The organism is Lentzea sp. NPDC036949 (assembly GCF_055608075.1).
The window spans coordinates 175055-200404 of record NZ_JBVJRA010000007.1 but is presented as its reverse complement, the minus strand read 5'-3'; the positions used below and the strand labels follow the sequence as shown (position 1 = coordinate 200404).

The window sequence follows — 25350 nt, the reverse complement described above, 5'->3', positions numbered from 1 at the left end:
ACCACCACGGCACGACACGAGCCGGTCCGCGCCCACCCGCGGACCGGCTCGTCGTGGTCCTGCGGGCGTTTGAACCCTCAACTACTCTGGTCGGCATGCCACAGCCAGAGGGTGCCGAGCTGGACGCGATCAGGGCCAAGCGCGACGAGCTGCGCGAACGCTACGTGAAGCCGTTGGCCGACCGCGGCGGCTCACCGACGCAGGGCGTCCACCACATCGCGCTAATCTGCCGCGACGTCGAGGAGACGATCCGGTTCTACCAGGAGTTCCTCGGCTTCCCGCTCGTGGAGCTCGTGGAGAACCGCGACTACCGCGGCTCCAGCCACTTCTTCTTCGACCTCGGCAGCAAGAACCTGCTGGGGTTCTTCGACTTCCCCGGTCACGACCACCCGCCGTTCTCCGAGACGATCGGCGCCGTGCAGCACCTGGCGCTGTCCATCTCGCCGGAGCGGTTCGACGCGATCAAGGCCAAGCTCGACGAGGACGGGGTCGAGTACCTGGGGCCGGATCGGGGCGTCGAGGACAGCCTGTACATCCGCGACCCCAACGGTGTAGGGATTGAGTTCTACCGGGAAGAGCTGGGCAAGTTCGAAGGCTCGACGCTCGTCAACTGAAGGAGTCGCAGAGTGGCGCAAGAGGTCAAGGGCATCGTCGCCAGGGGCAAGGGACAACCCGTCGAGCTGACCTCGGTGCTGGTGCCCGACCCCGGACCCGGTGAGGCCGTGGTGAAGGTGCAGGCGTGCGGCGTCTGCCACACCGACCTGCACTACCGCGAGGGCGGCATCAACGACGAGTTCCCGTTCCTGCTCGGGCACGAGGCGGCCGGTGTCGTCGAGTCCGTGGGCGAGGGCGTCGCCGACCTCGAACCCGGCGACTTCGTGGTGCTCAACTGGCGCGCGGTCTGCGGCACGTGCCGTGCGTGCAAGCGCGGCAAGCCGTGGTACTGCTTCTCGACGTTCAACGCGACGCAGCCGATGACGCTGACCGACGGCACGAAGCTGTCGCCCGCGCTGGGCATCGGCGCGTTCGCCGAGAAGACGCTGGTCCACTCGGGACAGTGCACGAAGGTCGACCCGTCCGCGCGGGCCGCGGCCGTGGGCCTGCTGGGCTGCGGTGTCATGGCCGGTGTGGGCGCGGCGGTGAACACCGGTGGTGTCACGCGCGGCGACTCGGTGGCCGTGATCGGCTGCGGTGGTGTCGGTGACGGCGCGATCGCCGGTGCGCGCCTCGCGGGTGCGGCGAAGATCATCGCCGTGGACACGGACCCGCGGAAGCTGGAGTGGGCCAAGGGTTTCGGTGCCACGCACACGGTCAACGCCCGCGAGGTCGACGACGTGGTGACGGCGATCCAGGACCTGACCGGCTCGTTCGGCGCGGACGTGGTGATCGACGCGGTCGGCCGCCCGGAGACGTGGAAGCAGGCGTTCTACGCCCGCGACCTCGCCGGGACGGTCGTGCTGGTCGGCGTCCCGACGCCGGACATGACGCTGGAGATGCCGCTGATCGACTTCTTCTCGCGCGGCGGGTCGCTCAAGTCCTCCTGGTACGGCGACTGCCTGCCCTCGCGGGACTTCCCGCTGCTGGTCGACCTCTACCAGCAGGGCCGGTTCGACCTGGACGCGTTCGTCACCGAGGAGATCGCGCTGGACGGCGTCGAGGGCGCGTTCGAGAAGATGCACCACGGCGACGTGCTGCGATCGGTCGTGGTGTTCTGATGGCGCTGCGGGTGGACCACACCGTCACGTCCGGCACGTTCTCGCTGGACGGCGAGACGTTCGACGTCGACAACAACGTCTGGGTGATCGGCGACGACAGGGAGTGCGTCGTCATCGACGCACCGCACGACGTGGACGCGATCCTGGCGGTCGTCGGCAGCCGCCGGGTCAAGGCGATCCTGCTGACCCACGCCCACGACGACCACGTGCGGGTCGCTCCCGACCTCGCGCACGCCACGGGTGCTCCCCTGGCGCTGCACCAGGCCGACCGGGTCGTGTGGGAGCTGACCCACACGGGCGTCACCCCGCACGAGGCGTTGCAGGACGGCCAGGTGCTCACGGTGGCCGGCGAGGAGATCCACGTGCTGCACACGCCGGGCCACTCGCCCGGCGCGGTGTGCTTCTACGTGCCGTCGCTGGGCGCGGTGTTCACCGGTGACACGCTGTTCCAGGGCGGTCCGGGCGCGACCGGCCGGTCGTTCTCCGACCGGCCGACGATCGAGCGATCGATCCGGGAGAAGCTCTTCGAGCTGCCCGGCGGCACCGTGGTGCACACCGGCCACGGCGAGGACACCACGATCGACGCCGAACGCTTCTGACCCCTGCCGGCCACGTCAGAACCGCGGGGGCCGCTTCTCCAGGAACGCCGACACGCCCTCCGCGTAGTCGGCGCTGGAGGCGGCCTCCGCGTACAGCGCCCGCACGAAGTCGTCCTCGTGGCCACCGTCGGTGATCGAGTTGACGATCTTCTTCGCCCCGCGCACGCTCACCTGCGCACGCCCGGCGATCTGTGCCGCCAGTTCCCCGACGCGCGCGCCGAGGTCCGCGACGACCTCGTTGACCAGCCCGATCCGCAACGCGGTCGCCGCGTCGATCAGGTCGGCGGAGAACAGGATCTGCTTCGCCCACGCCGGGCCGACCACGTCGACGAGCTGCTTGGTGGACGTGAAGTTGTAGACGATGCCCAGTTTCGCCGGGGTGATCCCAAACCGCGCGCCGGCCGCCGCCACCCGGAGGTCGCAGGCGAGGGCGATCTCGCAGCCGCCGCCCACGCAGAACCCGGACACCGCCGCGATGGTGGGCTTGTCGAGCTGCACGATGGCGCGCTCGCCGTTGTGCACAGCTTCCCCGTAGCGCGCGGCACCCTCCGCGCCCCGGCGCAGGGTGGAGAACTCCGCGATGTCCGCGCCGGCCGAGAAGTGCTCGCCACCCCTGATGACCAGCACGCGGACGCTGTCGTCGGCGGACACGCGGGCCATCAGGCCGGGCAGTGCGGACCACATCTCGTAGCTCATCGCGTTGCGCTTGGCCGGCCGGTCGATCGTCAGCGTGGCGACCGGACCCGCCGTTGACAGCTGAAGGAATTCACTCACTTGCCGCACGATACAGCGCGCATTCGGCGCACATCCCGGCTCTTGTTCGGGTAGGAACGCGGTCACGCCGTTGTGACGTCCGTTGTCGAACAAGGGAGGAACGCGTGACCGCGGCCGGCATCGGCGCTGCCACCCTGCGCACCTTCGCGACGCGGTTGCGCGGCAGCGCCCCCGTCTCCGCGCGCATCCTCTCCGAGCTGGCGAGCGAGCTCGACCGGGGCGGCCCGGTGGCCGACCTGCTCTGCTCGCACAGCGCGGTGCACAGCCCGCTGTTCGGCATCCAGGCGCTGGCCGGGGTGCGGCTGCTGATGCTGTCGGGGCGGGCGCCGGAGCTGAGCGAGCGGTTCGCCGGCGCGCACGCGGCGGCGATGGCGGGCGCGTCGGACTCGGCGTCGCTGCTGGCGTGGCTGGCGGCGCGGCGGGCGATCGTGGAGAACCCCGGCGAGATCCTCGCGGCGCTCGACCGGACCGTGCAGCAGCACCAGCCCAAGACCGCCGGGTTCCTGTTGCGGGGCCTCACGATGATCGGCGCGCCCAAGGTCCGGTTGCTGGAACTGGGCGCGTGCGCGGGGCTGAACCTGATCCTGGACCGCTACCGCTGGTTCGGCCTCGACTGGGAGTGGGGCGACCGGGACTCGCCCGTCCGGCTGGCCGCCGCGGGACCGCGGCCACCGGAGCTCCGGATCGTCGCGCGGGCGGGCTGCGACCTGCAGCCGCGCGACCCGGCCGACCCGCGGCACGCGATGATCCTGCACTCGTTCATCCCGCCGGAGCACGACGCGCTGCGCTGGGACCTCGACGACGCCATCGAGCTCGCCGCGCAGGTCGGGGTGCGGGTCGCGCGGTCACCGGCCGGGCGGTGGCTGCGGGAGAACCTCGTGGCGCCGGACGAGAGCGACACCTGCACGGTGATCTGGCACAGCTCGTTCTGGCCGTACCTGACCGAGGACGAGCGGCTGGAGATCGAGACGACGCTGACCGCGGCGGCGGGGTCGATGCCGCTGGCGCGCGTGGCGTACGAGGCGGCCGACTTCCGGTCTACGCCGCGGTTGACGGTGACGATCTACAGCTGAACAGTCCGTGAACGGTCAATCGCGCACCGTGGTGCCCGTGGCTTCATCACCTCTAGTTTGCGATGGGTGAAAACTTTTTTCGCGACCGCTGTTCTGCTCACGACGACCCTCATCGCCGCGCCGGCGCAGGCGGCCGTCTCCGACTACGACCTCGCCCTGCACTGGGCGCCGGTGCACCACCAGGACACGGACTCGTCGGACCACGACGCGGACTACCTGTCCACAGTGGACTTCGACGGCGACTGGGACGGGCTGAACAACTGGGAGAACCAGACCCAGCTGAGCCGCCTCACCGGTGCCGCCTACTACTCGGTGGTGGAGACGGAGACCCACTGGTTCCTCGTCTACTCGTTCTTCCACCCGCGCGACTGGGACGACAAGCCGGACCCGTTCGGCCTCACGACGCACGAGAACGACCTGGAGGGCGCGCTGTTCGTGGTCCGCAAGGACGCCTCCTACGGCACGCTCGAAGCCGCCGTTACGGTGGCGCACAGCGACTTCTACTCCTACGTGCCGGCCGGGTCGCCGTACCGCAGCGGTTCGGAGACGGTCGACGGCACGCTGCTGCTCTCCGGCGGGCGGCCGGCCACGCGCCAGGAGGCCAAGGGCCACGGCCTGTACCGCTGGGACGGCAACGACTTCCCCGGCGGCGACGGAGTCGTCTACCACCCCGCCGCGACCGGTGAGGTGCCCTCCGGTGGCAACGACCGTGACGTGAAGTACCGGCTGGTGGACACGTTCGCCGCGAACGGGATGTGGGCGCGCCGCAACAACTCCGAGACGTACGCGTCGTTCGGCACGTTCCGCGGCGACAACGGCAAGGACAACGCGGCGAACGCGCCCTGGGGCTGGGACGACCAGAACGACGGCGCGTTCTACCGCGGCTACCTGGCCACGCACCCGGCGGAGCTGGTGAACTCGTACTTCTCCGGCAAGGGCACGTTCAGCCTCACCTACGTGCGCAACGCCTACCGCGGCTGAGCCAGCAGGTGCCGGTCCACCGCTGGAGGGTGACCGCGATCGACAGCTGCCGCTTGCCGGCGTCTGCAAGGAGGGGAAGGAGGCGGACAAGAACTTCTGGCCGGCAGGGCGGCGGTCAGTCCTGGGCGGTGGGGCGCACGACGATCTCGTTGACGTCCACGTCGGGCGGCTGTTCCAGGGCGAACGCGACGGCGCGGGCGATGGCGTCCGGCGGGATCGCGATTTCGTCGCGCATCGCCGCGATGCCCGCCCGCACACCGGGGTTGGCCGATGCCTCCGCGAAGGCGGTGTGCACGAAACCGGGGAACACGGTCGTGACCCGCACCCGCGGACCGGCCTCCTGGCGCAGCCCCTCGCAGATCGCCTGCACGGCCACCTTGGTGCCCGCGTAGACCGCCATCGCCGGCACGACGCGGAACGCCGCGGTGGAGGCGGTGGTGACGAAGTGCCCGGACCCCTGCTCGCGGAACACCGGCAGCGCGGCGGCGATGCCGTGCAGCACGCCCTTGACGTTGACGTCGACCATCTCGTCCCACTCGTCGATGCGCAAGTCGTCGAGCGGCGAGATCGGGCCCGCACCGGCGTTGCCGACGAGCACGTCGAGCCGGCCGAACCGGTCGCGGGCCAGCGCCACCAGCGCGTGCAGGTCCGCGCGCCGGGTCACGTCGGTGGCCGTGTGCACGGCGGTGCCGCCCGCCTGCTCGATCCTCGCCACCAGGTCCGCCAAGCGGTCCGTGCGGCGGGCGCCGAGCACGAGCCGTGCTCCGCGGCGTGCGAGCAGCAGCGCGGTCGCCTCTCCGATCCCGCTGCTCGCACCGGTGATCGCCACGACCTTGTCCTCGATTGACATGGCACCAGCCTGCGGCGGCCTCACCCTGGTATCCAGAGCCGGTTTATGCTGGAACCGGAGGTACCAGCATGGGACGGACGGCTGACCAGCGGCGTGAGCTCGGCGCGTTCCTGCGCAGCCGGAGGGAACGCCTGTCCCCCGCCGAGGCCGGGCTGCCGAACACGTCCCGCCGCAGGACACCGGGGTTGCGCCGGGAGGAGCTCGCCGTCCTCGCCGGGATCAGCGCCACCTGGTACACGTACCTGGAGCAGGGGCGCGACGTGCGGGCGTCCGGCCAGGTGCTCACCGCGCTCGCCGCGGCGCTCGGGCTCGACCGGCCCGAAGAGGACCACCTGTTCCTGCTCGCCGGGCACGCGACCACGCGGGTGCCGGAAGCGGAGGCCGTGACCGCGGAGGTGGCGGCCGTGCCGCACCTGCTGGGCCCGCACCCGGCGTACGTGATCGGCGCGACCTACGACGTGCTCAGCCACAACGCGGCGGCGGCCGAGCTGTTCGTGAACCTCAAGGCGGACAAGCCGAACTTCGCCCGGTGGACGTTCACCGACCCGCTGGCCCGCGAGGTCGTCCTCGACTGGGAGCAGGAGGCGCGCGGCCTGCTCGCCCGGCTGCGCACCCTCGCGGGCCGCCACCCCGCCGACGAGCGGTTCACGCGGCTGGTCGCCGAGCTGCACGAGGCGAGCCCGGAGGTGCGCTCGTGGTGGCCGCACCACGAGGTGCAGGACCAGGGCAGCGGCCGGAAACGCTTGCGCCACCCCGATCTCGGGCCCCTCGACTACGCCTACACCGCGTTCCACCTCGCCGGGCAGCCCGACCGGACGCTGGTGATCTACGCCGACGCCCGGCCCTGCTGAGGGTCAGGCCGCCCGCGGGTACATGCGCGCCATGCCCGGCGGCGCGGTGAAGGGCGCCCACGTGCCCTCCGCCTGGGCCAGCCGGTCGGCCACCACCCACAGCACGCTCGCGTTGAAGCCGTACCCGAGGTGCGACGAGGACACCTGGACGTTCTCCCGCCGCGGGCCCGGTTCCTCCACACAGGACTCCCAGGACACGATCCCGTCGGTCTTGGAGTAGACCGACGTGGCCGGCACCGGGATCGGCGGGCGGGTCGACTCCGGCGGCGGGAACTCGTCCTTCGGGATGTGCAGGCGGGAGAACAGCGCGAACGCGGGCATCGCCCGTGACTGCACGGGATCGCTCATGTTGTACGGCGAGCCGAGGGTGACCACCTGGCGCACCCGGTGCGGGTGGTCACGGGCCATCTCGCGCGCGAAGATCCCGCCGAGCGACCAGCCCACGATCGACACCGGGCCGCCGTGGGCGTCGGAGACCTTCTTGACCAGCGCGTGCATGCCGTCGACCGCGTGGCGGGTCGGGCCGATGTTGGTGCCCAGGCCCCAGCGGTGCGCCTCGTAGCCCAGGCCGGAGAGGAACCGGCGCAGCATCACCGTGGACGGGTCCGCGGCGCCGAGACCGGGGAACACGAGGACGGGGTGGCCGTCACCGGAGGGCGCACCGCGCAGCATCGACCGGGTCGCGACGAACTCGCCGACGTCCAGGGCGCAGCGGGTGGGTTCGGTGAGGTACCAGAAGAGGCCGGGAGCGCTGCCTCTCACGAGGTGCAGGGGCGAAGCGGCAGCTTCGTCGAAGACGTCGTCCGAAGGTATGGCGGACATACGGGCCTCCCCACACGTCGACAACCCCGAGCCGGCGCCCCGAGCGGCTCCGCCCGGTGTGTCCATGATGTTTCGTGATCGATCTTTTTGCCAGCACTTTCGAGTCTCGATTCGCCACGCGGAGGTGACGCGTCGGCAACCTCACCGCTGTGCAGTGCCTCTCACCTGCATGGACGTCGATTGAGACGGAGTGCTCCTCTAGTGTTCCCCGAGTGGACCGGATGAGCTCGCTCGACGCAGGCTTCTACTTCATCGAGGACGAGAACGTGCCGATGCACGTCGGTTCCGTCCTGGTCTTCGACGGCCCGGTGCCGTCCTACGGCGACGTCATCCGCCTCTTCCTGGCGCGCATGGACCAGGTGCCGCGCTACCGGCAGAAGGTGAAGGCGCTGCCGTTCCACGTCGGCCGCCCGGTCTGGGTCGACGACGACCACTTCAACGTGCTCTACCACGTGCGGCACACCGCGGTGCCGTCGCCGGGCGGCGAGGACCAGCTGCGCAACCTCGCGGGCCGGATCTTCGCGCAGAGGCTCGACGGCACGAAGCCGTTGTGGGAGGCGTGGCTCGTCGAGGGCCTGGAGGGCGGTCGCTGGGCGATCATCTCCAAGGTCCACCACTGCATGATCGACGGGGTGTCCGGTTCGGACATGCTGCAGCTCATCCTGGACTTCCGGAAGGAGGGCGAGCTGCCGGAGCCGGAGGAGTGGACGCCGCGGCAGCAGCCCTCGACCCTCGACCTCGTCGTCGACGGTGTGCGCGACGCCGTGGTGACCCCGGTGCAGCACCTCGCCGCACTGCCCGCGCTCGCGCGGAACCTGCGGTCGTTCAGCGAGATCGTCGACTTCGGCAAGTCCGTTCTCGGTTCTCTTCCCGGTACCGCGCGCCGCCTGCTGACGAGCGCGGCCACGTCGCTCAACGGCCCGATCGGCCCGCACCGCCGCTGGGTGTGGGCGCGGGCGGACCTGGCCGAGATCAAGCAGATCCGCCGTGCCGCCGGCGGCACGGTCAACGACGTCATCCTCACCGCGGTCACGCGCGGTTTCCGCGACCTGCTGGAGAAGCGCGGCGAGCTGACCGACGGCATGGTCGTGCGCACGATGGTGCCGGTGTCGATGCGCAGGGCCGACCAGCACAACGAGCTCAACAACCGCGTCAGCGCCGTGCTGGTGAACCTCCCCGTCGGCGAGGCGGACCCGGTGCGGCGGCTCGCGTCGATCCGCGCGCAGATGGACGACCTGAAGAGCTCCCGCCAGGCCGCGGGCGCCGACGTGCTCACGAACCTGAGCAACTTCGCCGCGCCCACGCTGATGGCGCTCGGCTCGCGCACCGCCATGCGGTTCCCGCAGCAGGTCCTGCAGACCGTCACGACCAACGTGCCGGGCCCGCGGATCCCGCTCTACCTGCTCGGCCGCCCGCTGGTGGAGATGTTCCCGTACGTGCCGGTGGCCTCGACGATCCGGATCACCGTCGGCATCTTCTCCTACCTGGACAGGTTCACGTTCGGCATCAACGCCGACTTCGACGGCGTGCCGGACGTGCAGCTGCTGGCCGACGGCATCCGCGCCGGGTTCGACGAGCTGGTGGCGCTGGCCGCCGAACGGGAAGACCAGCGCTGAGGTCAGCTACCGAGCCGGTTGGCCGCCATCCAGTCCAGGACCCGCTCGGCCACGACGTCGGGGATCTCCATCTGCGGCACGTGACCGACGCCCTCGAACTCGTCGTAGCGCCAGTGCGGGCGGCGGCGCGCCACGTACCGGGCCGCCGCGACGTTGACGAGCCGGTCCCGGTCGCCGCTCATCAGGAACACCGGCACCCGGATCTTGTCCATGGCCGCGAAGTACGCGCCGCGCTTCGACGTCGTGACCACGACGCTGCGCGCGGCCGCGAGGAACGCCGCGTCGAGGCCCTCGACCTTCGCGCGTTCGCCGATGAGGTGCTCGCTGGCGAGCTTCAGCTCCTCCGGGATGGTCGTGGGGTCCGCGCACACGAGCTCCAGCACGCGGTCGACCTGCCGGCGCGGTGACACAGCCCTGGAGCGGGCCATGAACCGCTCGCCCAGACCGGGGACCGAGTACAGGAAGAACGTGCTGAGCATCGTCGGGTCCGGGCGGGTGCCGAACACCATCGGCAGCGCGGGGTCGACCAGCACGAGCCCGGTGACCAGGTCGGGGTCCTGCGCGGTGTGCAGCAGGGAGATCAGGCCGCCCATGGAGTTGCCGACGAGCACGGCCGGTTCCTTGACGACGTGGCGCAGGAACCGGCCGAGCAGCCGCGCGTTGGCTTGAACGGTGGTCCCGCGGCCCTCCGGGTGCGTCAGGCCGTGTCCGGCGAGGTCGACGGCCACGACGCGGGCCTTCTCGGCGAGCAGCGGCGCGAGCAGCACCCAGTTGAGGTGCGAGCCGCCGAGCCCGTGCACGAGGACGATCCGCGGACCGTCCTCCGGTCCGCCGAAGTCGACCCAGTGCACGGGTCCGTCGAGGTCTGCGTACCGGCTGGTGCCGCCGAACTGGGCCACTGTCGTCATACCAACCAGTATGTCGCTTGGCGCTACCGACCGGTAGCGCCCGTCGGCGGCATCACTTCCACGGTCGCGCGGGCTGACACTTGCGGCCGTCCTGCTCCGCTTCCTCGACCGGCCGGAAGTCGGGGATCGCCTCGTTCGTGCCCGGCACGACCCAGCACTTGCCCTCGCCGTCGCTGTCCGGGTCGAGCGGCTTCCCCGCCGCGTCGTAAGCCTGCACCACCAGGAAGTCGCCAGGGCGACCGCCGCCGCTCCAGGTGGACGGGTGCAGGCGGCGCAGCACGAAGGTGCCGTTGGCGATCTTGACCTCACCGGTCGCGCCCTCGGAGTCGCGCCACGTCATGCGCGCGACGGACGAACCGACGCGGCCCGCGCGGAAGCGGTAGCCGGGCGCACCGGCCAGCGCGGGGCTGAACGGGTGCGTGTCACCGCCGGGCTGCACCCCGCCGACGTGGGTGGAGTAGTCCCCGGCCAGCCAGTCGACGTGGAGGGCGTTGGGCCCGCTCGCGCCGTACTCCTCGCCACCGCGGCCGATCTCGCACCACACGGCGGCCTTGGCGGTGTAGAGCAGCGCCCACCGGCCTCCCTCGTCCTGGCCGTAGTTGTCCAGCCGCAGCGGCTCGGTCACCTTCGCGTCCCGCGCGCAACCCTGTTCGATCCGGGTGACCTGATCCGGTCGCAGGCCGAAGGTGTCGCGCGGCGCCGGTTCCGGTGCCGGCGAGTCGGTGACGTGCACGGCCGGCTGCGGCGGTTGGGTCTTCGGGTCCAGCAGCACGACGCTCGTGACCACGGCGGCCACCGCGGCCGCCCCGGCGAGGACCGGCACCAGCAGCCGCCGGCGCGGGCGGCCGAAGACCGCCTGTTCGAGATCGGCCCTGATCCGCGCCTGGCGGCCGGGCGGCAGGTCGCGGTCGGGTGGCAGCACGTTCGTCATCGGTCCTCCCCTGCGGTCACGAGTTCGCTCTGCTTGAGCCGGGACCTGGCCTTGCTGACCCGAGCCCGCACGCTGCCCTCGGTGATGCCCAGCACGGCGGCGGCGTCGGCGTAGGACACGCCGGACCACACGCACAGCGCGAGCGCCTCCCGTTCGTTGCGCGGCAGCTTCTCGACGGCCTTGAGCAGCTCGGCCATCCGCCGCTGGTCGTCGACCCGGCCGGCGACCCGGTCGGCGTGGTCGGGCACGTGGCCGGGGTCGTGGGCCCGCCGCGCGAGCCGCAGCCGGCGCGCCAGCGACCGCCGCTCGTTGCGGGCCACGTTGGTCGCGACGGTGAGCAGCCACGGCAGCGCGGACTCGCGTTCCAGCCGCACCTGGTCGCGTTTGCGCCAGGCCAGCAGGAACGTCGCCTGCAGCTGGTCCTCGGCGGCCGCCCACGACGCGGTCAACCGGAAGCAGTGGTTGTAGACCGCTCTGGCGTGCCGGTCGAACAGCACCCCGAAGGCGTGCGCACTGCCCCCGGCGGCCTGCGCCCACAGCGCCCGGTCGTCAGGGTCTTCGGTCGTCATGCCCACTCGTGTCCGCAGGGTCCGGAGGTGTTGGCAGAAGAACTTCTGGATGATGTCGAGAACGGCCGGCCGGCTCCGTCCCCGTTGCGACCGACGTACTCGAAGGAGATCCTGATGGCCAAGTACCTGCTGCTCAAGCACTACCGCGGCGCGCCGGCGGCGGTGAACGACGTCCCGATGGCGCAGTGGACGCCCGAGGAGGTCACCGCGCACGTCCGGTACATGGGCGACTTCGCCGACCGCCTCCGCGAGACCGGCGAGTTCGTCGACGAGAACGCCCTGTCCCCCGAGGGCACCTGGGTCCGCTACGACGGCGAGGACCGCCCGCCGGTCACCGACGGCCCGTTCGCCGAGACGAAGGACCTCATCGCCGGCTGGATGGTCATCGACGTGGACAGCCACGCCCGCGCCGTCGAACTGGCCGGCGAGCTCTCGGCCGCCCCCGGCGCCGGCGGCAGGCCGATCCACGAGTGGCTGGAGCTGCGCCCGTTCTACGGCGTGACGCCGACGATCACGGAGTAGCGGCCGTGGACTTCTCCCAGCTCCGAAGCCTCACGCCGGGAGTGCTCGGCGTCCTCGTCCGCCGCGGAGCCGACTTCGCGGCGGCCGAGGACGCCGTCCAGGACGCCCTGGTCGAGGCTCTGCGCTCGTGGCCGGCGGACCCGCCGCGCGACCCCAGGGCCTGGCTGGTGACGGTGGCGTGGCGCCGCTTCCTGGACACCGCCCGCGCCGAGTCGTCCCGCCGCCGCCGCGAGGACGCGGTGTTCGACGAGCCCCCACCCGGCGACGTGCCCACCGCGGACGACACGCTGCGGCTCTACTTCCTGTGCGCCCACCCGTCGCTGTCCCCGTCCTCGGCCGTGGCGCTGACCCTGCGCGCCGTCGGCGGCCTGACCACCCGCCAGATCGCCACCGCCTACCTCGTCCCCGAGGCGACGATGGCGCAGCGCATCAGCCGCGCGAAGAAGACGATCGCCGCGGCCCGCCTGGACCGCCCCGGCGACGTGGCAACGGTCCTGCGCGTCCTCTACCTGGTGTTCAACGAGGGCTACTCCGGCGACGTCGACCTGGCCGCCGAGGCCATCCGCCTGACCCGGCAGCTGCACACCGCCTTCGACCACCCCGAGGTCGCGGGCCTGCTGGCCCTGATGCTGCTCCACCACGCCCGCCGCGCCTCCCGCACCGGCCCCGACGGTCTCATCCCCCTCGCCGCCCAGGACCGCTCGCTGTGGGACGTGGCCCTGATCGCCGAGGGCGTGGAGGTCCTGCAGGCGGCACTGGCCCGCGACCGCCTCGGCGAGTTCCAGGCCCAGGCGGCCATCGCGGCCCTGCACGCCGACGCGCGGACCGCGGCGGAGACCGACTGGGTGCAGATCGTGGAGTGGTACGACGAGCTGGCCGCCCTCACGCCGAACCCGGTCGTGCTGCTGAACCGCGCGGTGGCCGTCGGGGAGGCGGACGGGGCACCCGCTGGACTGGCCGCGTTGTCCTCTGTGGACCCCTCGTTGCCGCGGTATGCGGCTGTTTCCGCGTACCTGCGGGAGAAGGCCGGGGACCTGGACGAGGCGGCGCGGTTGTACGCGGAGGCGGCGGAGGCGGCGTCGAACCTGGCCGAGCGGCACCACCTGACCAGGGAGGCCGCTCGGGTGAACGCGCTGCGCAGGGACGTCAGGCGTGCGACGGGTGCCCGTACAGCCCGATCCCGCCGAACTCCAACGACGTGAGGAACGCGGCCGAGGCCACGTAGGACGCCTCCACCAGCTCCGCGGTGTGCGAGAAGTCCAGCGGTGTCACGGCCTGCACGGGCGGACCGGGCAGGTACAGCACCGGCACCTGCTGCGAGGCCAGCTCCACCTCCAGCACGGCCTGGTTGCGCATGCCCAGCGTGGCCCAGAACAGCAGGGTCTCGGCGAGGGTCTCCGGCACGGTCGGCAGGTGGCCGGGGAACGCGCAGTCCAGCACCACCAGGGACTGCGCGCCCATCGCGAGCGCCTGGCGGATGGGGACGTTGGCCAGCACGCCGCCGTCGTAGAGGACGCGGTCGGCGATCCTCACCGGCGGGTAGACGCCGGGGATCGCGGCGCTCGCGAGGATCGCGGGGACGAGGTCGCCGGAGGTGATGTTGACGGCCTCGCCGGTCACGCAGTCCACCGACACCGCGCCGAAGGGGAGGGAGAGGCCCTCGAACGTCGTGGTGCCGTCGAGACCACCGGCGAGCACGCCGGCCAGGCCGGTGTTCGGGAAGAGGTAGGTCTTGTTGGCGCGCAACGACCTCAGCTGGGCGAGGGGGCCGCCGGGGAACACCCGCTGGCGGGTCATGCCCTGCCAGAGCGCGAAGAGGCGTTCCGCGGCCCGGTCGGGGTCCAGTGCGAGCAGGGAGCCGTTCACCGAGCCCACCGACGTGCCGACGACCAGGTCCGGGCGCACCCCGTGCTCGCGCAGCGCGCGGAGCATGCCGACCTGGGCCGCGCCCAGGCTCCCGCCACCGCCGAGCACGAAGCCCACTGGTCCTGGCAGTTCGATCGTCACGACGAAAATCCTAGGGCGGAACTCTGGTTTCGGCCGACACTGAAGCTACGAAGAGAGCCACAGCAACGGGATCGCCACCTCGTCGCGCGTCCGCGAGCCGTGGAACCCGTTCAACGCCGAGAACCGCCGTTCGGCCTGGCCGCGCACCAGCACCGCGTCACCGGTCATGGCCACCACGACGTCGCCGATGCGGTCCGCGGCGATCGGCGCGACCGGGCCGAACCAGCCGGCGGCCACGGCCTCGGCGCGGGTCAGCACCTCCGCGCGGGAGCCGAGGAACGACCGCCACACCGACACGACCTCGTCGACGGGGCCGGACACGTGCAGGCTGCGCGCCCGCGGTTCGCCCGTGATCAGCCGGACGCCCTGCCACAGCAGGGGTTCGGTGTCGAAGTCGATCCGCTCCCCCGCCGTGATCATGCCGTGGTCCGCGGTCACCACGAGCACCGACCCGGCCGGCAGGCGCTCGGCGATCCGGGCGGCCAGCGCGTCCACGAACTCCAGCTGCAGCAGCCACTGCTCGGAACCGGGCCCGTGAACGTGCCCGATCGTGTCGAGGTCCGCGTGATAGGCGTAGCAGAACGCGCGGTCCGCGGTGAGCGCCGCGGCCGCCCCAAGGGCCAGGTCGCCGAAGCCCGCCGCGCCGACGAACCAGGAGCCGCGCAGCACCGCGCGGGTCAGGCCGCTGCCGCGCTGGACCATCGGCGCCACCGTGCTGACCGCGACACCGGCGGCTGCCGCGCGTTCGAACGTCGTGGGGTGCGGCTGCACGACCTCGGGCACGAGGGTCTTGCGCAGGTCGTGGTGGTGGTCGTCGTGCCGGGTCCACGACAGCGCGTTGAGCACCTCGCCGCCGGTCTCGAAGGTGTAGCCGACGATGCCGTGCTCGCCGGACAGCAGGCCGGTGCCGATCGAGGCGAGGCTGGTGGCGGTCGAGGACGGGAAGCCCGCGTCGATCTCGCGACCGGCCAGCGAGCTCAGGAACGGCGCGTGCTCGGCGTGGGCGCGCAGCAGGTGGTGGCCCAGCCCGTCGACGAGCAGCAGGCAGACCCTGCGGGAGGCGGGCAGGTCGAGCGTGTTGTCGCAGCCGGGCACGTCCAGCCCGGCCAGCAGCGAGGGAACGACCTCGGCGATGCTCATCGGGCCACCGTGCCACGCCGAATCCGGCGAAGGGCACAATGACCCGCTGTGACAACGCTCATCCACCAGAAGATCGCTGACGAGCTCGGTGTGGCCTCGGGCCAGGTCAGCTCTGCTGTCGAACTGCTCGACGGTGGCGCGACCGTCCCGTTCGTCGCCCGCTACCGCAAGGAGGCGACCGGCGGTCTCGACGACGCGCAGCTGCGCACGCTCGAGGAGCGGCTCGGCTACCTGCGCGAGCTGGAGGAGCGCCGTGCGGCGGTTCTCACCTCGATCCGCGAGCAGGGCAAGCTCGACGAGGCGCTCGAAGCGCAGATCCTCGCCGCGGACTCCAAGGCCCGGCTCGAGGACCTCTACCTGCCGTACAAGCCGAAGCGGCGCACCAAGGCCCAGATCGCGCGGGAGGCGGGCCTCGAACCGCTGGCCGACGCGCTCCTCGGCGACCCGAACCTGAACCCGCAGGAAGAAGCGGCCGGGTACGTCGACGCGGAGAAGGAGGTCGCCGACGCGGCGGCCGCTCTGCAGGGCGCGCGGGCCATCCTGGTCGAACGGTTCGGCGAGGACGGCGACCTGATCGGCGAGCTGCGCGAGCAGATGTGGACGCGCGGCCGGGTCGTGGCGAAGGTCCGCGAGGGCAAGGAGACCGAGGGCGCGAAGTTCGCGGACTACTTCGCGTTCGACGAGCCGTTCACCAAGCTGCCGTCGCACCGCATCCTCGCGCTGTTCCGCGGTGAGAAGGAGGAGGTCCTCGACCTCGTCCTCGAACCGGAGGAGCCGGTCGAGAGCGGTCCGTCGTCGTTCGAGGTGCGCATCGCCGCCCGGTTCGGCATCGACGACCGGGGCCGTCCCGGCGACAAGTGGCTCACCGACACGGTGCGCTGGGCCTGGCGGACGCGGATCCTCGTGCACCTGGGCATCGACCTGCGCGGCCGCCTGCGGGCGTTCGCGGAGGACGAGGCCGTGAAGGTGTTCGCGTCGAACCTGCGCGACCTGCTGCTCGCCGCTCCCGCCGGCACCCGCGCCACCATGGGCCTCGACCCCGGCTACCGCACCGGTGTGAAGGTCGCGGTCGTCGACGCCACCGGCAAGGTCGTGGCGCACGGCGTGATCCAGCCGCACGTGCCCGCGAACCGCTGGGACGAGTCGATCGCGAAGCTCGCGGCCATGGCCAAGGCGCACGACGTCGACCTGATCGCGATCGGCAACGGCACGGCCTCGCGCGAGACGGACAAGCTGGCCGCCGACCTGATCAAGCGCCACCCCGAGCTGAAGCTCACCAAGGTCGTCGTGTCCGAGGCGGGCGCGTCGGTGTACTCGGCGTCGGCGTACGCGTCGTCGGAGCTGCCCGGCCTGGACGTGTCGATCCGCGGCGCGGTGTCGATCGCGCGGCGCCTGCAGGACCCGCTGGCCGAGCTGGTGAAGATCGACCCGAAGTCGATCGGCGTCGGCCAGTACCAGCACGACCTGTCGGAGTCGAAGCTGTCGCGCTCGCTGGACGCGGTGGTCGAGGACTGCGTGAACGCGGTCGGCGTGGACCTCAACACCGCGTCGGTGCCGCTGCTGACCCGCGTCTCCGGCATCACCGCCGGTCTCGCGGAGAACATCGTGCTGCACCGCGACCAGAACGGCCCGTTCAAGACCCGCACGGCGCTGAAGAACGTGACGCGCCTGGGCCCGAAGGCGTTCGAGCAGTGCGCGGGCTTCCTCAAGATCCGCGGCGGTGACGAGCCGCTCGACGCCTCCTCCGTGCACCCCGAGGCCTACCCGGTGGTGCGCAAGATGCAGCAGCAGGCGGGCACCGAGCTGATCGGCAACACCGCGGTGCTCACGAAGCTGCGGCCGGAGACGTTCGTCGACGACAAGTTCGGCCTGCCGACGGTCACGGACATCCTGCGGGAGCTGGAGAAGCCGGGCCGCGACCCGCGTCCGGCGTTCAAGACCGCGACCTTCGCCGACGGCGTCGAGAAGATCGCCGACCTGAAGCCGGGCATGGTGCTGGAGGGTGTCGTCACGAACGTGGCCGCGTTCGGCGCGTTCGTCGACATCGGTGTGCACCAGGACGGTCTCGTGCACATCTCCGCGTTGTCCAACACCTACGTCAAGGACCCGCGCGACGTCGTGAAGTCCGGTGACGTGGTGCGGGTGAAGGTGCTGGAGGTCGACGAGGCGCGCAAGCGGATCGGGCTGACGCTGCGGCTGACCGACGAGCCGGGCAAGCCGGCGCCGAAGCAGCACGGCGGAGGCGGTGGCGGCGGTGGCCGTGACCGTCGCCCGCAGCGCGGTGGCGGTGGCGGCGGCGGCGGCAACGACCGTCGCAGCTCCCCGCCGCCGGCCAGCGGCTCGATGGCGGACGCGCTCCGCAAGGCCGGCTTCGGCAAGTAGCCCGGCCCGGCATGTGGAAGGGGCGTCTGCAAGTACCACCGACTTCAGGTCGGCAGTACTTGCAGACGTCCCAACAAGTAGGGGTGGGTGCCGGGGTTACTTGGCCCTGGTGCCCTTTGCCTTCACCAGCTCCGACTCGAACAGGTCCTCCACGGTCGTCAGACCGCCGGGCGCCGACGCGTCCACCTTCGTGATGTACGACTGGGTCGCCGAGGGTCGTCCCACCAGCGAGTAGTGCAACGGGCTCGTCAGCCCCTTGGTGTCCAGGCCGTTGGTGTCGTGGAACGCCTTGAGCAGCCCGTCACGGGTGAGGTCACCGTTCGCGCACGCCTTCTCGACCACCGCGAGGAACACCATCGCGACGGTGTAGCCGTGGTCGACGTAGATCGCGGGCTCGTCGTTCGGGAAGCGCCGGGTGAACGCGGCCGCGACCTCGCGCGGGCCCTGGGCGGTGCCGGTGAACGGCGCCACGGACGTCACGACCGACACCTGCTTCTGCACGGCGGCCGCGACGGGCGACTTGAGGATCGCCGGGTCGAAGCCGACGACGTTGACCATGAACGGCACGTCCCACTTCAGCGCGGCGGCCACGCCCACGGCGGCGGCGGTCTGGGCGGGGGTGGTGCTCAGGACGACGGCCTTGGCGCCCGCGGCCTTCAGCGCGGCGACCTGGGTGCTCAGGTCGGCGGTGGTCTCGGTGATCGCCTGCTTGGCGACCGGCATGCTCCACTGCTTACCGGCGAACTCGCTGCCTTCCACAGCGTTGTCGCCGTAGCTGCCCTGCACGTACACGTGGCCGATGGTGTCGCCGTCCTTGATGACACCGCGGCGCTTGTAGTGGTCGAGGCCGTTGATCACGTCGAGGTCGTAGGTGGTGCCGACGATCATCATGTGCGGGTTGCCGAGCAGCTGCGCCGACCACGAGGCCGGCGCGGTCAGGGTGCGGGTCTGCATGATGTCCGGCTCGATGGCCGCGGTCATCGGGGTGCCCGCGAGCTCCAGCAGGCCGAGGACCTGCGGTTCGAGCTCGAAGTAGCTGTCGAGCGCCTTCTGCACGTCGTAGGCGTGGTCCCGCTGCTTGAGCTCGATGCGGCGCCCGCAGATCCCGCCGCGCTGGTTCACCTGGTCCAGGTAGAGCTCGTAGCCCTTGATCCTGGTCAGCGCGGACGCTTTGAACGGCCCCGTCATGTCCGACAGGATGCCGAGCGAGATCGTGTCGTCCGTGACTCCCGGCCCGGTCTTGACCTGGGCTTTCTCGTCGCTCGAAGCGCCACAGCCGGCCGCGAGGACGGCGAGCGCGACGGCGGTGGGCAGTGCGCGGCGGAAGGGCATGCAGGAGTCCTTGTCAGGGGCCAGAACGTACTGAGCGGTAGCTCAGTATTGGTTTCGTTGTCTCATATCGCTTCTCTAAGTGGTACGGAACACAGATGCGCAGGGTTCAGGTGACTGCCGTCCGACCACGCGCTGTGCTAGACCTTCGGCCCCGAACGAAATGAGAAGCGCTTCACCGGCGGAGTTGCGGGTACCCGTCCCTCATGGCTGACGACGTGATCACGCAGAGCGGGGACCTCGGAACGCTGGTCGCGCAGGCGCCCGCCGGGGACGAGAACGCGATGGTCTGGCCGGGCGGCGAACCGGTCGTGCAGTCGCGGACCGAGGACGACTGGCGGGAACGGCACCTGCGCAAGGCGTACGAGATGGAGCAGCTCGAACAGCTGGCGCGCACGGTGCGCGCGGCCGAGGCGACCCGGTCCCGGCCCCGCGTCGCGGTGTTCAGGTGAGGGTCGTCGTCACCGGCGGTTCCGGCAACGTCGGCACGGCGCTGCGCCGCCACCTCGACTTCGAGGACGTGGGCGTCGACGTGCGGACGCTTTCGGCGTTGCGCGACGCCATCAGCGGCGCGGACGTCGTCGTGCACCTCGCGTGGGCGGTGAAGCCCACGCACAAGGAGACCAACGTCGACGGCACGGAACACGTGCTCGCCGCGTGCGTCAAGGAGAACGTCAAGCACCTCGTCTGCGCGTCGTCAGTCGCCGCGTACGCACCGGCACCGCGCTGGGGCCGGGTCGACGAGTCGTGGACGCTGACCGGAATCCCGGGCAGCACCTACAGCGCCCACAAGGTCAAGCTCGAAGAGATGGTCCGGCGCTATCCGTTGCCGTGCACGGTCATCAGGCCGTGTGGAATCGGGCAGGCGTCGGCGGCGCAGCAGCTGCGACGGTGGCTGCTGGGCCCTTTGGTGTCACCGAAGTTGCTGCCGTTGCTGCCGTTACCGTTGTGGGACGGCCTGCGGTTGCAGCTCGTGCACTCCGACGACGTGGCGCGCGCGATCGTCGAGATCATCGAGCAGCAGGCGCACGGCGCGTTCAACCTCGCCGCCGAACCGGTGCTGACCGCGCCGATGATCGCCGACCTGGTCGGGCCGGGCCGGGTGCCGCTGCCCTACCCGGTGGTGGAACGGCTGGCGGGCGCGACGGCACGGCTGGGGTTGCAGCCGCTGACGCCGGAGTGGGTCCGGATGGCGGACCGGGCTCCGCTCGTGCGCTGCACCCGCGCGCAGGAGGATCTGGGATGGTGGCCACAACACGATGCGCGCGACGTGCTGCGCGAGGTGGTCACGGCAATGGGGAGGCGTGCGTGAACGAGGTCGACGCGGTCGTCATCGGCTCCGGACCGAACGGGCTGGTCGCCGCGGCACTGCTGGCGGACGCGGGCTGGGACGTGCTGGTGCTGGAACAGCGCGGCACCCCCGGTGGTGCCGTCACGTCGGCCGAGACCACGGCGCCGGGCTTCACCAACGACGTCTACAGCGCGTTCTACCCGCTCGGGCTGGGCTCGCCGGTCATCGCCGCGCTGGACCTGGACGTGCGGTGGGAGCACGCACCGGCCGTCCTCGCGCACGTGCTGCCCGACGACCGGGTCGCGCTGCTGTCGCGGGACGTCGAGACGACGGCGAAGTCGGTGGGCTCGTTCGCCCACGGCGACGCCGACGCGTGGCAGGCGGCCTACGAGCAGTGGCGCAAGGTGCGCGGCCCCGTGATCGAGTCGCTGCTGCGCCCGTTCCCCCCGGTGCGAGGGGGTGCGTCGTTGCTGCGCACCGCCGGGATCGGTGACGCGCTGCGACTCGTGCGGATGCTCACGCTGCCGGTGCGGCGGCTGGGCGAGGAGCTGTTCGAGGGCGAGGGCGCGCGGGTGTTGCTGGCGGGCAACGCCATGCACACCGACCTCGGCCCGGACCAGGCCGGTGGCGCGGGCTTCGGCTGGCTGCTCGCCATGCTCGGGCAGGAGGTCGGCAACCCGGTGCCCCGCGGCGGCGCGGGTGAGCTGAGCGCGGCGCTCGTGCGGAGGTTCAGCGGGCGCATCGAGACCAATGCGCGGGTGACCGAGGTGCTGCACGCGCGCGGTGTGGCCGTGGGTGTGCGTCTCGAAGACGGAACGGCCGTGCGCGCACGGAAAGCCGTTCTCGCCGACGTTCCCGCACCGCGGCTGTACCTGGACCTGATCGGCGCGGACGCGTTGCCCGGCCGGCTCGCCGAGGACCTGAAGAGGTTCCAGTGGGACGGCGACACGATCAAGATCGACTGGGCGTTGTCCGGCCCGATCCCGTGGACCAACCAGGAGGCCGCCCAGGCCGGGACCGTCCACATCGGAGGCGACGTCAACGGCCTGGCCGGCTTCGCGCACGAGCTCGCGTGCGGCAAGGTGCCGCGCACCCCGTTCTCGATCATCGGCCAGATGACGACGACCGACCCGACCCGCTCCCCCGCGGGCACCGAGGCGGCGTGGGCGTACACCCACGTCCCGCTGGGCGGCACCTGGACACCGGACCGGCTGAAGCGCCGCGCCGACCGCGTCGAGCAGGTCATCGAGGAACGCGCACCCGGCTTCCGCGACCGCATCATCGCGCGGTCGGTGCTGGGCCCGCAGGACATCGGCACCGTCAACGGCGGCACAGCGGCCATCCACCAGCAGCTGGTGTTCCGGCCGGTGCCGGGCCTGGGCCGCGCGGACACCCCGTTCGACCGCCTCTACCTGACGGGCTCGTCGGCGTGGCCGGGCGGCGGCGTGCACGGCGCGGCCGGGGCGAACGCGGCACGGGCGGCGCTGGCGCGGCACGGTGCGGCGGGTGAGCTGTACCGGATGCTGGTGCAGGGACTGCACAGGGCGATCTACTGACGGGCCGACCTGGTGGTCCGGGCTTCCGGGTGACCCGCGTTTCCGGTTGCCTCGGCGCTACGCCTGGACCGCCAGGCTTTGCCGGTGTTCGGTCGCCTCCGGTTCGAGCACGTACTCCAGCACCTGCCCGGAGTGCTTCTTGAGCAGTTCACGCACTTCCTCCGGAGTGGCGTGGAAGAACTCCCGGCGCATGTTCACGCGGTTGCCCCTGCGATCGGTCAACTCCTGGTGCAGTCCTGCCAGTTCAGCGCGCATGCGGTCGACCTCTTGCCGGACCTGCGCGTACGACTGGTACCGACGTCATCGCGAGGCGCCGTCGGCTTGTTAGACCGACTGTGCGAAGTCACCCGAACGGACGGTCTACTGACGGGCCGACCTGCGGGCCCGTGAGGCCCGCAGGTACCCCATCACCAGCTCCTCCAGGTCGGGCACGTCCGCCTCCCACCCGTCCGGCGCGCTGTCGCCGCGCACCAGCGCGGTGGTCAGGCGCGGTGTCCGCGACGAGTCGACGACACCGGCGGCGGGCAGGTCGAGGCCGGCGGGACCGACGAGGACCCGGTGCCCGGCCAGCACCTCCTCGATGTCGCCCGCGAGCTGCATCCGGCCCTCGTCGAGCAGCAGCAGGTGATCGCACACGTCGCGGAGGTCGCCGAGCAGGTGCGACGACAGGATCACCGTCGTGCCGCGTTCGGCGACCTCGGTCATGACGATGCGCACGGTCTCGTCGCGTGCCAACGGGTCGAGGTCGGACAACGGTTCGTCGAGCAGCAGCACCTTCGGCAGCCTGCCGAGTGCCATGGCGATCGCGACCTGCGTGCGCGCGCCGGCGGACAACGTGCCCACGCGCGCGTCCTTGTCCACGCCCGCCAGCAGGTCCAGCACCTCGAACGCGCGGTCCGCCGACCAGCGGTCGTTCATCGCCGCGCCCGCGCGCATCATCTCGTGCACGGTGAACCGGTCGTAGAGGGGGCGGCGCTGGGTCAGCAGCGACACGTCGGGGTGCATCCGGCCGCGCACCTCGGTGCCATGGACGCGCACGGTGCCGTGAGTGGGCTTGGTGAGCCCGGCGAGCAGCGACAGCAACGTGCTCTTGCCCGCGCCGTTCGGTCCCACCAGCCCGGTGACGCTGCCCTCCGGCACGGTGAACGTGCAGCCGTCGAGCGCCTTCGTGCGGCCGAAGTGCTTCGCCACGCCCTCGGCGCACACCGCAGCTGAGTTCATCCCGCTCTCCCAAGTAGAACGTCCTGAGTGGACACTAGAAGCGCGTCGAACGCACGTCCGTGTAGAGCGCGTCGACCTCGTCGCCGGACAGGCCCTCGCCCACCGCGCGGTCCATCCACAGCTCCAGGTCCTGCCGCAGCGGCGCACCGGCCTTCGCCGCGTCGGTGGCGAGCGAGGCCGTGACGAAGGTGCCCATCCCCCTGCGGCCCTCGACGAGGCCCTCGTGCTCAAGCTCGCGGTACGCCTTCAGCACGGTGTTGGGGTTCACCCTGGTGGCCTCCACCACCTCCCGTGCCGTCGGCAGCTTGTCACCGGGGCCCAGCACCCCCATGCGCATGGCCTGCTTGACCTGTGCGGCGATCTGGAGATAGGTGGACACCCCGGAGTGCCGATCGATGCGAAACTCGATCACGCCGCTCAGCATAGGTGCCACCCGGACCCCTGATCGCCTTCCGTCACACCTGCCTGCGCACGGCCCACACCGAACCGAGCAGGAACACCGCCGCGAAGCCGGCGAAGACCGACGCCTCCAGCAGGTGCAGCGTCGTCAGCCGGTCGACCGGGATGACGTCGGCGTACCGCTGCGCGAGGCCGTTGCCGCGGTAGCAGGCGAGCAGGTCCACCTGCGCGTCCGGGTCGGGTGAGGCGCAGTTCATCTTCGGTGCCGGGTCCGCCACGACCGCGCCGGAGGCGTCGAGGAAGCCGGAGTCGACGTACAGCGGGTGCCGGTCGCCCTGCAGGTCGGAGAACGGTGCCGTCGGGTCGTCCGACACGACCCTGGTCGGCGTGAGCATGGACTTGCGCAGCCCGCCGAGCACGAACCGCGCCACGACGAACACGCCGAGCGTCAGCGTCATCGCCACGAGCGTCCGGCGGGACAGCGCGCCCGCCACCATGCCGAGCGTGAACGCGAAGAGCGTGTACGCGACGGGCGAGACGCCGTCGCTGTCGAAGGTGGTGAAGAAGAAGTCCCCGGTCGACAGCGGTCCCAGCTGCCCGGCCGCGTCCAGCCAGCTGTGCACCACGACCTGGAACACCCCCACGAGGACGAGTGCGGGCGGTGCCGCCACGAGGAACTTGGTCACCACCCAGCGGGTGCGGCTGACCGACTGCGTGAACGCGAGCGCGTGCGTGCCCTGCTCGAACTCGCGGGCGAACAACGGCGCACCGGCGAACATCCCGACCAGCGCGGGCAGCGCCATCACCGCCCCCTGCGCGAGGTGCATGCGGTCATACCAGGTGCTCTGGAACTCGTTGACCGCCGTGCCGGGACAGCCGCTGGGACCTCTGCCCACGCAGTCCAGCAGAGAGCGGGCGGTGAGGTCCGCGACCATCACCGAGCGCAGCAGCAGCACCGCGAGGACCCCCACGACCAGCGCGGCGGCGAACGTGACGAACACGGGCCGCTGCTGGCGCCACACGACCCAGGTCATGCCGCCACCTCCTCGCGCATGTAGGCGAGCGCCAACCGGCTCAGCCGTTCCAGCCCCGGCCGTCCGGCGTGGGCGCGCAGCAGCTCGTCGACGTCACCGGCGAGCCGCACCCGCCCGCCGGTCAGCAGCACGAGGTGGTCGCACACGTCCTCCAGCTCCGCCAGCACGTGCGACGACAGCACGACGGTGATCCCCTGCCGGCGGCACTCGTGCACGAGCGTCGCCAGCACCGCCTCGCGCGCCAGCGGGTCGAGGTCGGCGAGCGGTTCGTCGAGCACCAGCAGTCGCGGCCGCTTGCCCAGCGCGAGCGCCAGCGCCACCCGCGTGCGCTGCCCGCCCGACAGGGTGCCGATCTTCGCCGCGAACGGCACCTGCGCGTTCTCGACCAGCTCCTCGGCGTAGCCCTGGTCCCACGCGGGGTTGGCGGTGCGGCCGTAGCGCAGCGTCTCGGTCACCGTGAACTGCGGGTACAGCGGCTTGGCCTGGGTCAGGAACGCGACGGCCGGGTGCATGCCGCGGCCGGTGGGCACGTCGCCGAAGACGGCGATCCGGCCCTCCGTCGGCCGCAGCAGCCCGGTGAGCAGGCCCATCAGCGTGCTCTTGCCCGCGCCGTTCGGTCCGACGAGCGCGACGACGCGCCCGGCGGGGACGGTGAGCGTGCAGTCCCGCAACGCCCAGCCCCTCGGGTACTTCTTCCCCAGTTGCTCCGCCACGACCGGCGGGTGCTGACCTTCTCGCATGCCGCCACGCTAGCACCCTTTATCTAGGTAACTAGTGAAA

At 71.5% G+C, this 25350-nt stretch carries 27 protein-coding genes; 13 read left to right on the top strand and 14 right to left on the bottom strand.

Features of this window, described 5'->3' with window-relative positions; translation table 11 throughout:
• Positions 1–95 precede the first annotated feature (95 nt).
• The 3 genes from ACZ7CD_RS21290 to ACZ7CD_RS21280 are packed head-to-tail and all read left to right on the top strand — an operon-like array spanning position 96 to position 2314.
• The gene (locus tag ACZ7CD_RS21290) at positions 96–614 is read left to right on the top strand and encodes a VOC family protein (protein WP_360392148.1); all 519 of its coding nucleotides are present in this window, start codon (positions 96–98) and stop codon (positions 612–614) included.
• 12 nt (positions 615–626) lie between these two features.
• Positions 627–1715 carry an S-(hydroxymethyl)mycothiol dehydrogenase gene (locus tag ACZ7CD_RS21285; protein WP_360392151.1) on the top strand — a complete coding sequence of 363 codons (1089 nt, stop codon included), beginning with the start codon at positions 627–629 and terminating at the stop codon, positions 1713–1715.
• Entirely contained in the window at positions 1715–2314 is a 600-nt protein-coding gene (locus ACZ7CD_RS21280) for an MBL fold metallo-hydrolase (RefSeq protein ID WP_360392154.1), read from the top strand. The genes ACZ7CD_RS21285 and ACZ7CD_RS21280 overlap by 1 nt, the downstream gene beginning before the upstream one ends.
• A 15-nt stretch (positions 2315–2329) precedes the next feature.
• On the opposite strand, the gene ACZ7CD_RS21275 is transcribed toward ACZ7CD_RS21280, so the two are convergent.
• On the bottom strand, positions 2330–3088 hold the full coding sequence (locus ACZ7CD_RS21275; RefSeq protein WP_458431019.1) for an enoyl-CoA hydratase/isomerase family protein: 759 nt from the start codon (positions 3086–3088) through the stop codon (positions 2330–2332).
• Positions 3089–3192: 104 nt separating this feature from the next.
• Here ACZ7CD_RS21275 and ACZ7CD_RS21270 point away from each other — a divergent pair, with 104 nt between their 5' ends.
• Positions 3193–4161, top strand: coding sequence for a DUF2332 domain-containing protein (locus tag ACZ7CD_RS21270; protein WP_360392157.1), 969 nt, complete (start codon positions 3193–3195; stop codon positions 4159–4161).
• Between the two features lie 66 nt (positions 4162–4227).
• The gene (locus tag ACZ7CD_RS21265) at positions 4228–5142 is read left to right on the top strand and encodes a hypothetical protein (protein ID WP_360392160.1); all 915 of its coding nucleotides are present in this window, start codon (positions 4228–4230) and stop codon (positions 5140–5142) included.
• 115 nt (positions 5143–5257) lie between these two features.
• Here the strand turns inward: ACZ7CD_RS21265 and ACZ7CD_RS21260 are convergent, their stop codons facing one another.
• A complete protein-coding gene (locus ACZ7CD_RS21260; RefSeq protein WP_470379549.1) occupies positions 5258–5992 on the bottom strand; it encodes an SDR family oxidoreductase in 735 nt (244 codons plus the stop codon).
• A gap of 68 nt (positions 5993–6060) precedes the next feature.
• Here ACZ7CD_RS21260 and ACZ7CD_RS21255 point away from each other — a divergent pair, with 68 nt between their 5' ends.
• The gene (locus ACZ7CD_RS21255) at positions 6061–6843 is read left to right on the top strand and encodes a helix-turn-helix transcriptional regulator (protein ID WP_470379548.1); all 783 of its coding nucleotides are present in this window, start codon (positions 6061–6063) and stop codon (positions 6841–6843) included.
• Between the two features lie 3 nt (positions 6844–6846).
• On the opposite strand, the gene ACZ7CD_RS21250 is transcribed toward ACZ7CD_RS21255, so the two are convergent.
• Positions 6847–7665, bottom strand: coding sequence for an esterase/lipase family protein (locus ACZ7CD_RS21250; protein ID WP_458431016.1), 819 nt, complete (start codon positions 7663–7665; stop codon positions 6847–6849).
• A 221-nt stretch (positions 7666–7886) separates the two neighbouring features.
• On the opposite strand from ACZ7CD_RS21250, the gene ACZ7CD_RS21245 reads away from it, so the two are divergent.
• Positions 7887–9281 carry a WS/DGAT/MGAT family O-acyltransferase gene (locus ACZ7CD_RS21245; protein WP_360392172.1) on the top strand — a complete coding sequence of 465 codons (1395 nt, stop codon included), beginning with the start codon at positions 7887–7889 and terminating at the stop codon, positions 9279–9281.
• A 2-nt stretch (positions 9282–9283) separates the two neighbouring features.
• On the opposite strand, the gene ACZ7CD_RS21240 is transcribed toward ACZ7CD_RS21245, so the two are convergent.
• From ACZ7CD_RS21240 to ACZ7CD_RS21230, 3 genes are read right to left on the bottom strand one after another with little or no spacing between them, the layout of a single operon-like run.
• A complete protein-coding gene (locus tag ACZ7CD_RS21240) occupies positions 9284–10189 on the bottom strand; it encodes an alpha/beta fold hydrolase (protein WP_470374655.1) in 906 nt (301 codons plus the stop codon).
• A 52-nt stretch (positions 10190–10241) separates the two neighbouring features.
• The gene (locus ACZ7CD_RS21235; protein WP_470379547.1) at positions 10242–11120 is read right to left on the bottom strand and encodes a hypothetical protein; all 879 of its coding nucleotides are present in this window, start codon (positions 11118–11120) and stop codon (positions 10242–10244) included.
• On the bottom strand, positions 11117–11689 hold the full coding sequence (locus ACZ7CD_RS21230; protein ID WP_360392180.1) for an RNA polymerase sigma factor: 573 nt from the start codon (positions 11687–11689) through the stop codon (positions 11117–11119). The genes ACZ7CD_RS21235 and ACZ7CD_RS21230 overlap by 4 nt, the downstream gene beginning before the upstream one ends.
• Positions 11690–11803: 114 nt before the next feature.
• On the opposite strand from ACZ7CD_RS21230, the gene ACZ7CD_RS21225 reads away from it, so the two are divergent.
• Both ACZ7CD_RS21225 and ACZ7CD_RS21220 read left to right on the top strand, forming a co-directional pair.
• Positions 11804–12211 carry a YciI family protein gene (locus ACZ7CD_RS21225; protein ID WP_470379546.1) on the top strand — a complete coding sequence of 136 codons (408 nt, stop codon included), beginning with the start codon at positions 11804–11806 and terminating at the stop codon, positions 12209–12211.
• Between the two features lie 5 nt (positions 12212–12216).
• Positions 12217–13413 carry an RNA polymerase sigma factor gene (locus ACZ7CD_RS21220; protein ID WP_360392186.1) on the top strand — a complete coding sequence of 399 codons (1197 nt, stop codon included), beginning with the start codon at positions 12217–12219 and terminating at the stop codon, positions 13411–13413.
• On the opposite strand, the gene ACZ7CD_RS21215 is transcribed toward ACZ7CD_RS21220, so the two are convergent.
• Both ACZ7CD_RS21215 and ACZ7CD_RS21210 read right to left on the bottom strand, forming a co-directional pair.
• Positions 13358–14218: a patatin-like phospholipase family protein gene (locus tag ACZ7CD_RS21215; protein ID WP_360392189.1), complete on the bottom strand. Its 861-nt coding sequence runs from the start codon at positions 14216–14218 to the stop codon at positions 13358–13360. The two genes, ACZ7CD_RS21220 and ACZ7CD_RS21215, sit on opposite strands and share 56 nt — an antisense overlap.
• Before the next feature lie 45 nt (positions 14219–14263).
• Entirely contained in the window at positions 14264–15358 is a 1095-nt protein-coding gene (locus ACZ7CD_RS21210; protein ID WP_470379545.1) for an alkaline phosphatase family protein, read from the bottom strand.
• Positions 15359–15406: 48 nt separating this feature from the next.
• Here ACZ7CD_RS21210 and ACZ7CD_RS21205 point away from each other — a divergent pair, with 48 nt between their 5' ends.
• Positions 15407–17740: a Tex family protein gene (locus tag ACZ7CD_RS21205; protein WP_470379544.1), complete on the top strand. Its 2334-nt coding sequence runs from the start codon at positions 15407–15409 to the stop codon at positions 17738–17740.
• Positions 17741–17836: 96 nt separating this feature from the next.
• Here the strand turns inward: ACZ7CD_RS21205 and ACZ7CD_RS21200 are convergent, their stop codons facing one another.
• Positions 17837–19072, bottom strand: coding sequence for an ABC transporter substrate-binding protein (locus tag ACZ7CD_RS21200; protein ID WP_470370926.1), 1236 nt, complete (start codon positions 19070–19072; stop codon positions 17837–17839).
• Between the two features lie 203 nt (positions 19073–19275).
• Between ACZ7CD_RS21200 and ACZ7CD_RS21195 the strand changes: the two genes are divergently transcribed.
• The 3 genes from ACZ7CD_RS21195 to ACZ7CD_RS21185 are packed head-to-tail and all read left to right on the top strand — an operon-like array spanning position 19276 to position 21916.
• Entirely contained in the window at positions 19276–19521 is a 246-nt protein-coding gene (locus ACZ7CD_RS21195) for a hypothetical protein (RefSeq protein WP_360392200.1), read from the top strand.
• Positions 19518–20381, top strand: coding sequence for an NAD-dependent epimerase/dehydratase family protein (locus tag ACZ7CD_RS21190; protein WP_360392203.1), 864 nt, complete (start codon positions 19518–19520; stop codon positions 20379–20381). Before ACZ7CD_RS21195 ends, ACZ7CD_RS21190 begins: the two co-directional genes overlap by 4 nt.
• Positions 20378–21916, top strand: coding sequence for a phytoene desaturase family protein (locus ACZ7CD_RS21185; protein ID WP_470379543.1), 1539 nt, complete (start codon positions 20378–20380; stop codon positions 21914–21916). Before ACZ7CD_RS21190 ends, ACZ7CD_RS21185 begins: the two co-directional genes overlap by 4 nt.
• Positions 21917–21973: 57 nt before the next feature.
• Here the strand turns inward: ACZ7CD_RS21185 and ACZ7CD_RS21180 are convergent, their stop codons facing one another.
• The 5 genes from ACZ7CD_RS21180 to ACZ7CD_RS21160 all read right to left on the bottom strand — a co-directional run bounded on the left by ACZ7CD_RS21180 (position 21974) and on the right by ACZ7CD_RS21160 (position 25310).
• Entirely contained in the window at positions 21974–22171 is a 198-nt protein-coding gene (locus ACZ7CD_RS21180; protein ID WP_470379542.1) for a hypothetical protein, read from the bottom strand.
• A 105-nt stretch (positions 22172–22276) separates the two neighbouring features.
• Positions 22277–23137 carry an ABC transporter ATP-binding protein gene (locus tag ACZ7CD_RS21175; protein ID WP_458431007.1) on the bottom strand — a complete coding sequence of 287 codons (861 nt, stop codon included), beginning with the start codon at positions 23135–23137 and terminating at the stop codon, positions 22277–22279.
• Between the two features lie 34 nt (positions 23138–23171).
• Complete coding sequence (locus ACZ7CD_RS21170; protein WP_360392215.1) at positions 23172–23549, bottom strand: GntR family transcriptional regulator; 378 nt, start codon at positions 23547–23549, stop codon at positions 23172–23174.
• 43 nt (positions 23550–23592) lie between these two features.
• Positions 23593–24570, bottom strand: coding sequence for an ABC transporter permease (locus ACZ7CD_RS21165; RefSeq protein WP_470379541.1), 978 nt, complete (start codon positions 24568–24570; stop codon positions 23593–23595).
• Positions 24567–25310, bottom strand: coding sequence for an ABC transporter ATP-binding protein (locus ACZ7CD_RS21160; RefSeq protein WP_458431005.1), 744 nt, complete (start codon positions 25308–25310; stop codon positions 24567–24569). The genes ACZ7CD_RS21165 and ACZ7CD_RS21160 overlap by 4 nt, the downstream gene beginning before the upstream one ends.
• Between the last annotated feature and the right edge of the window lie 40 nt (positions 25311–25350).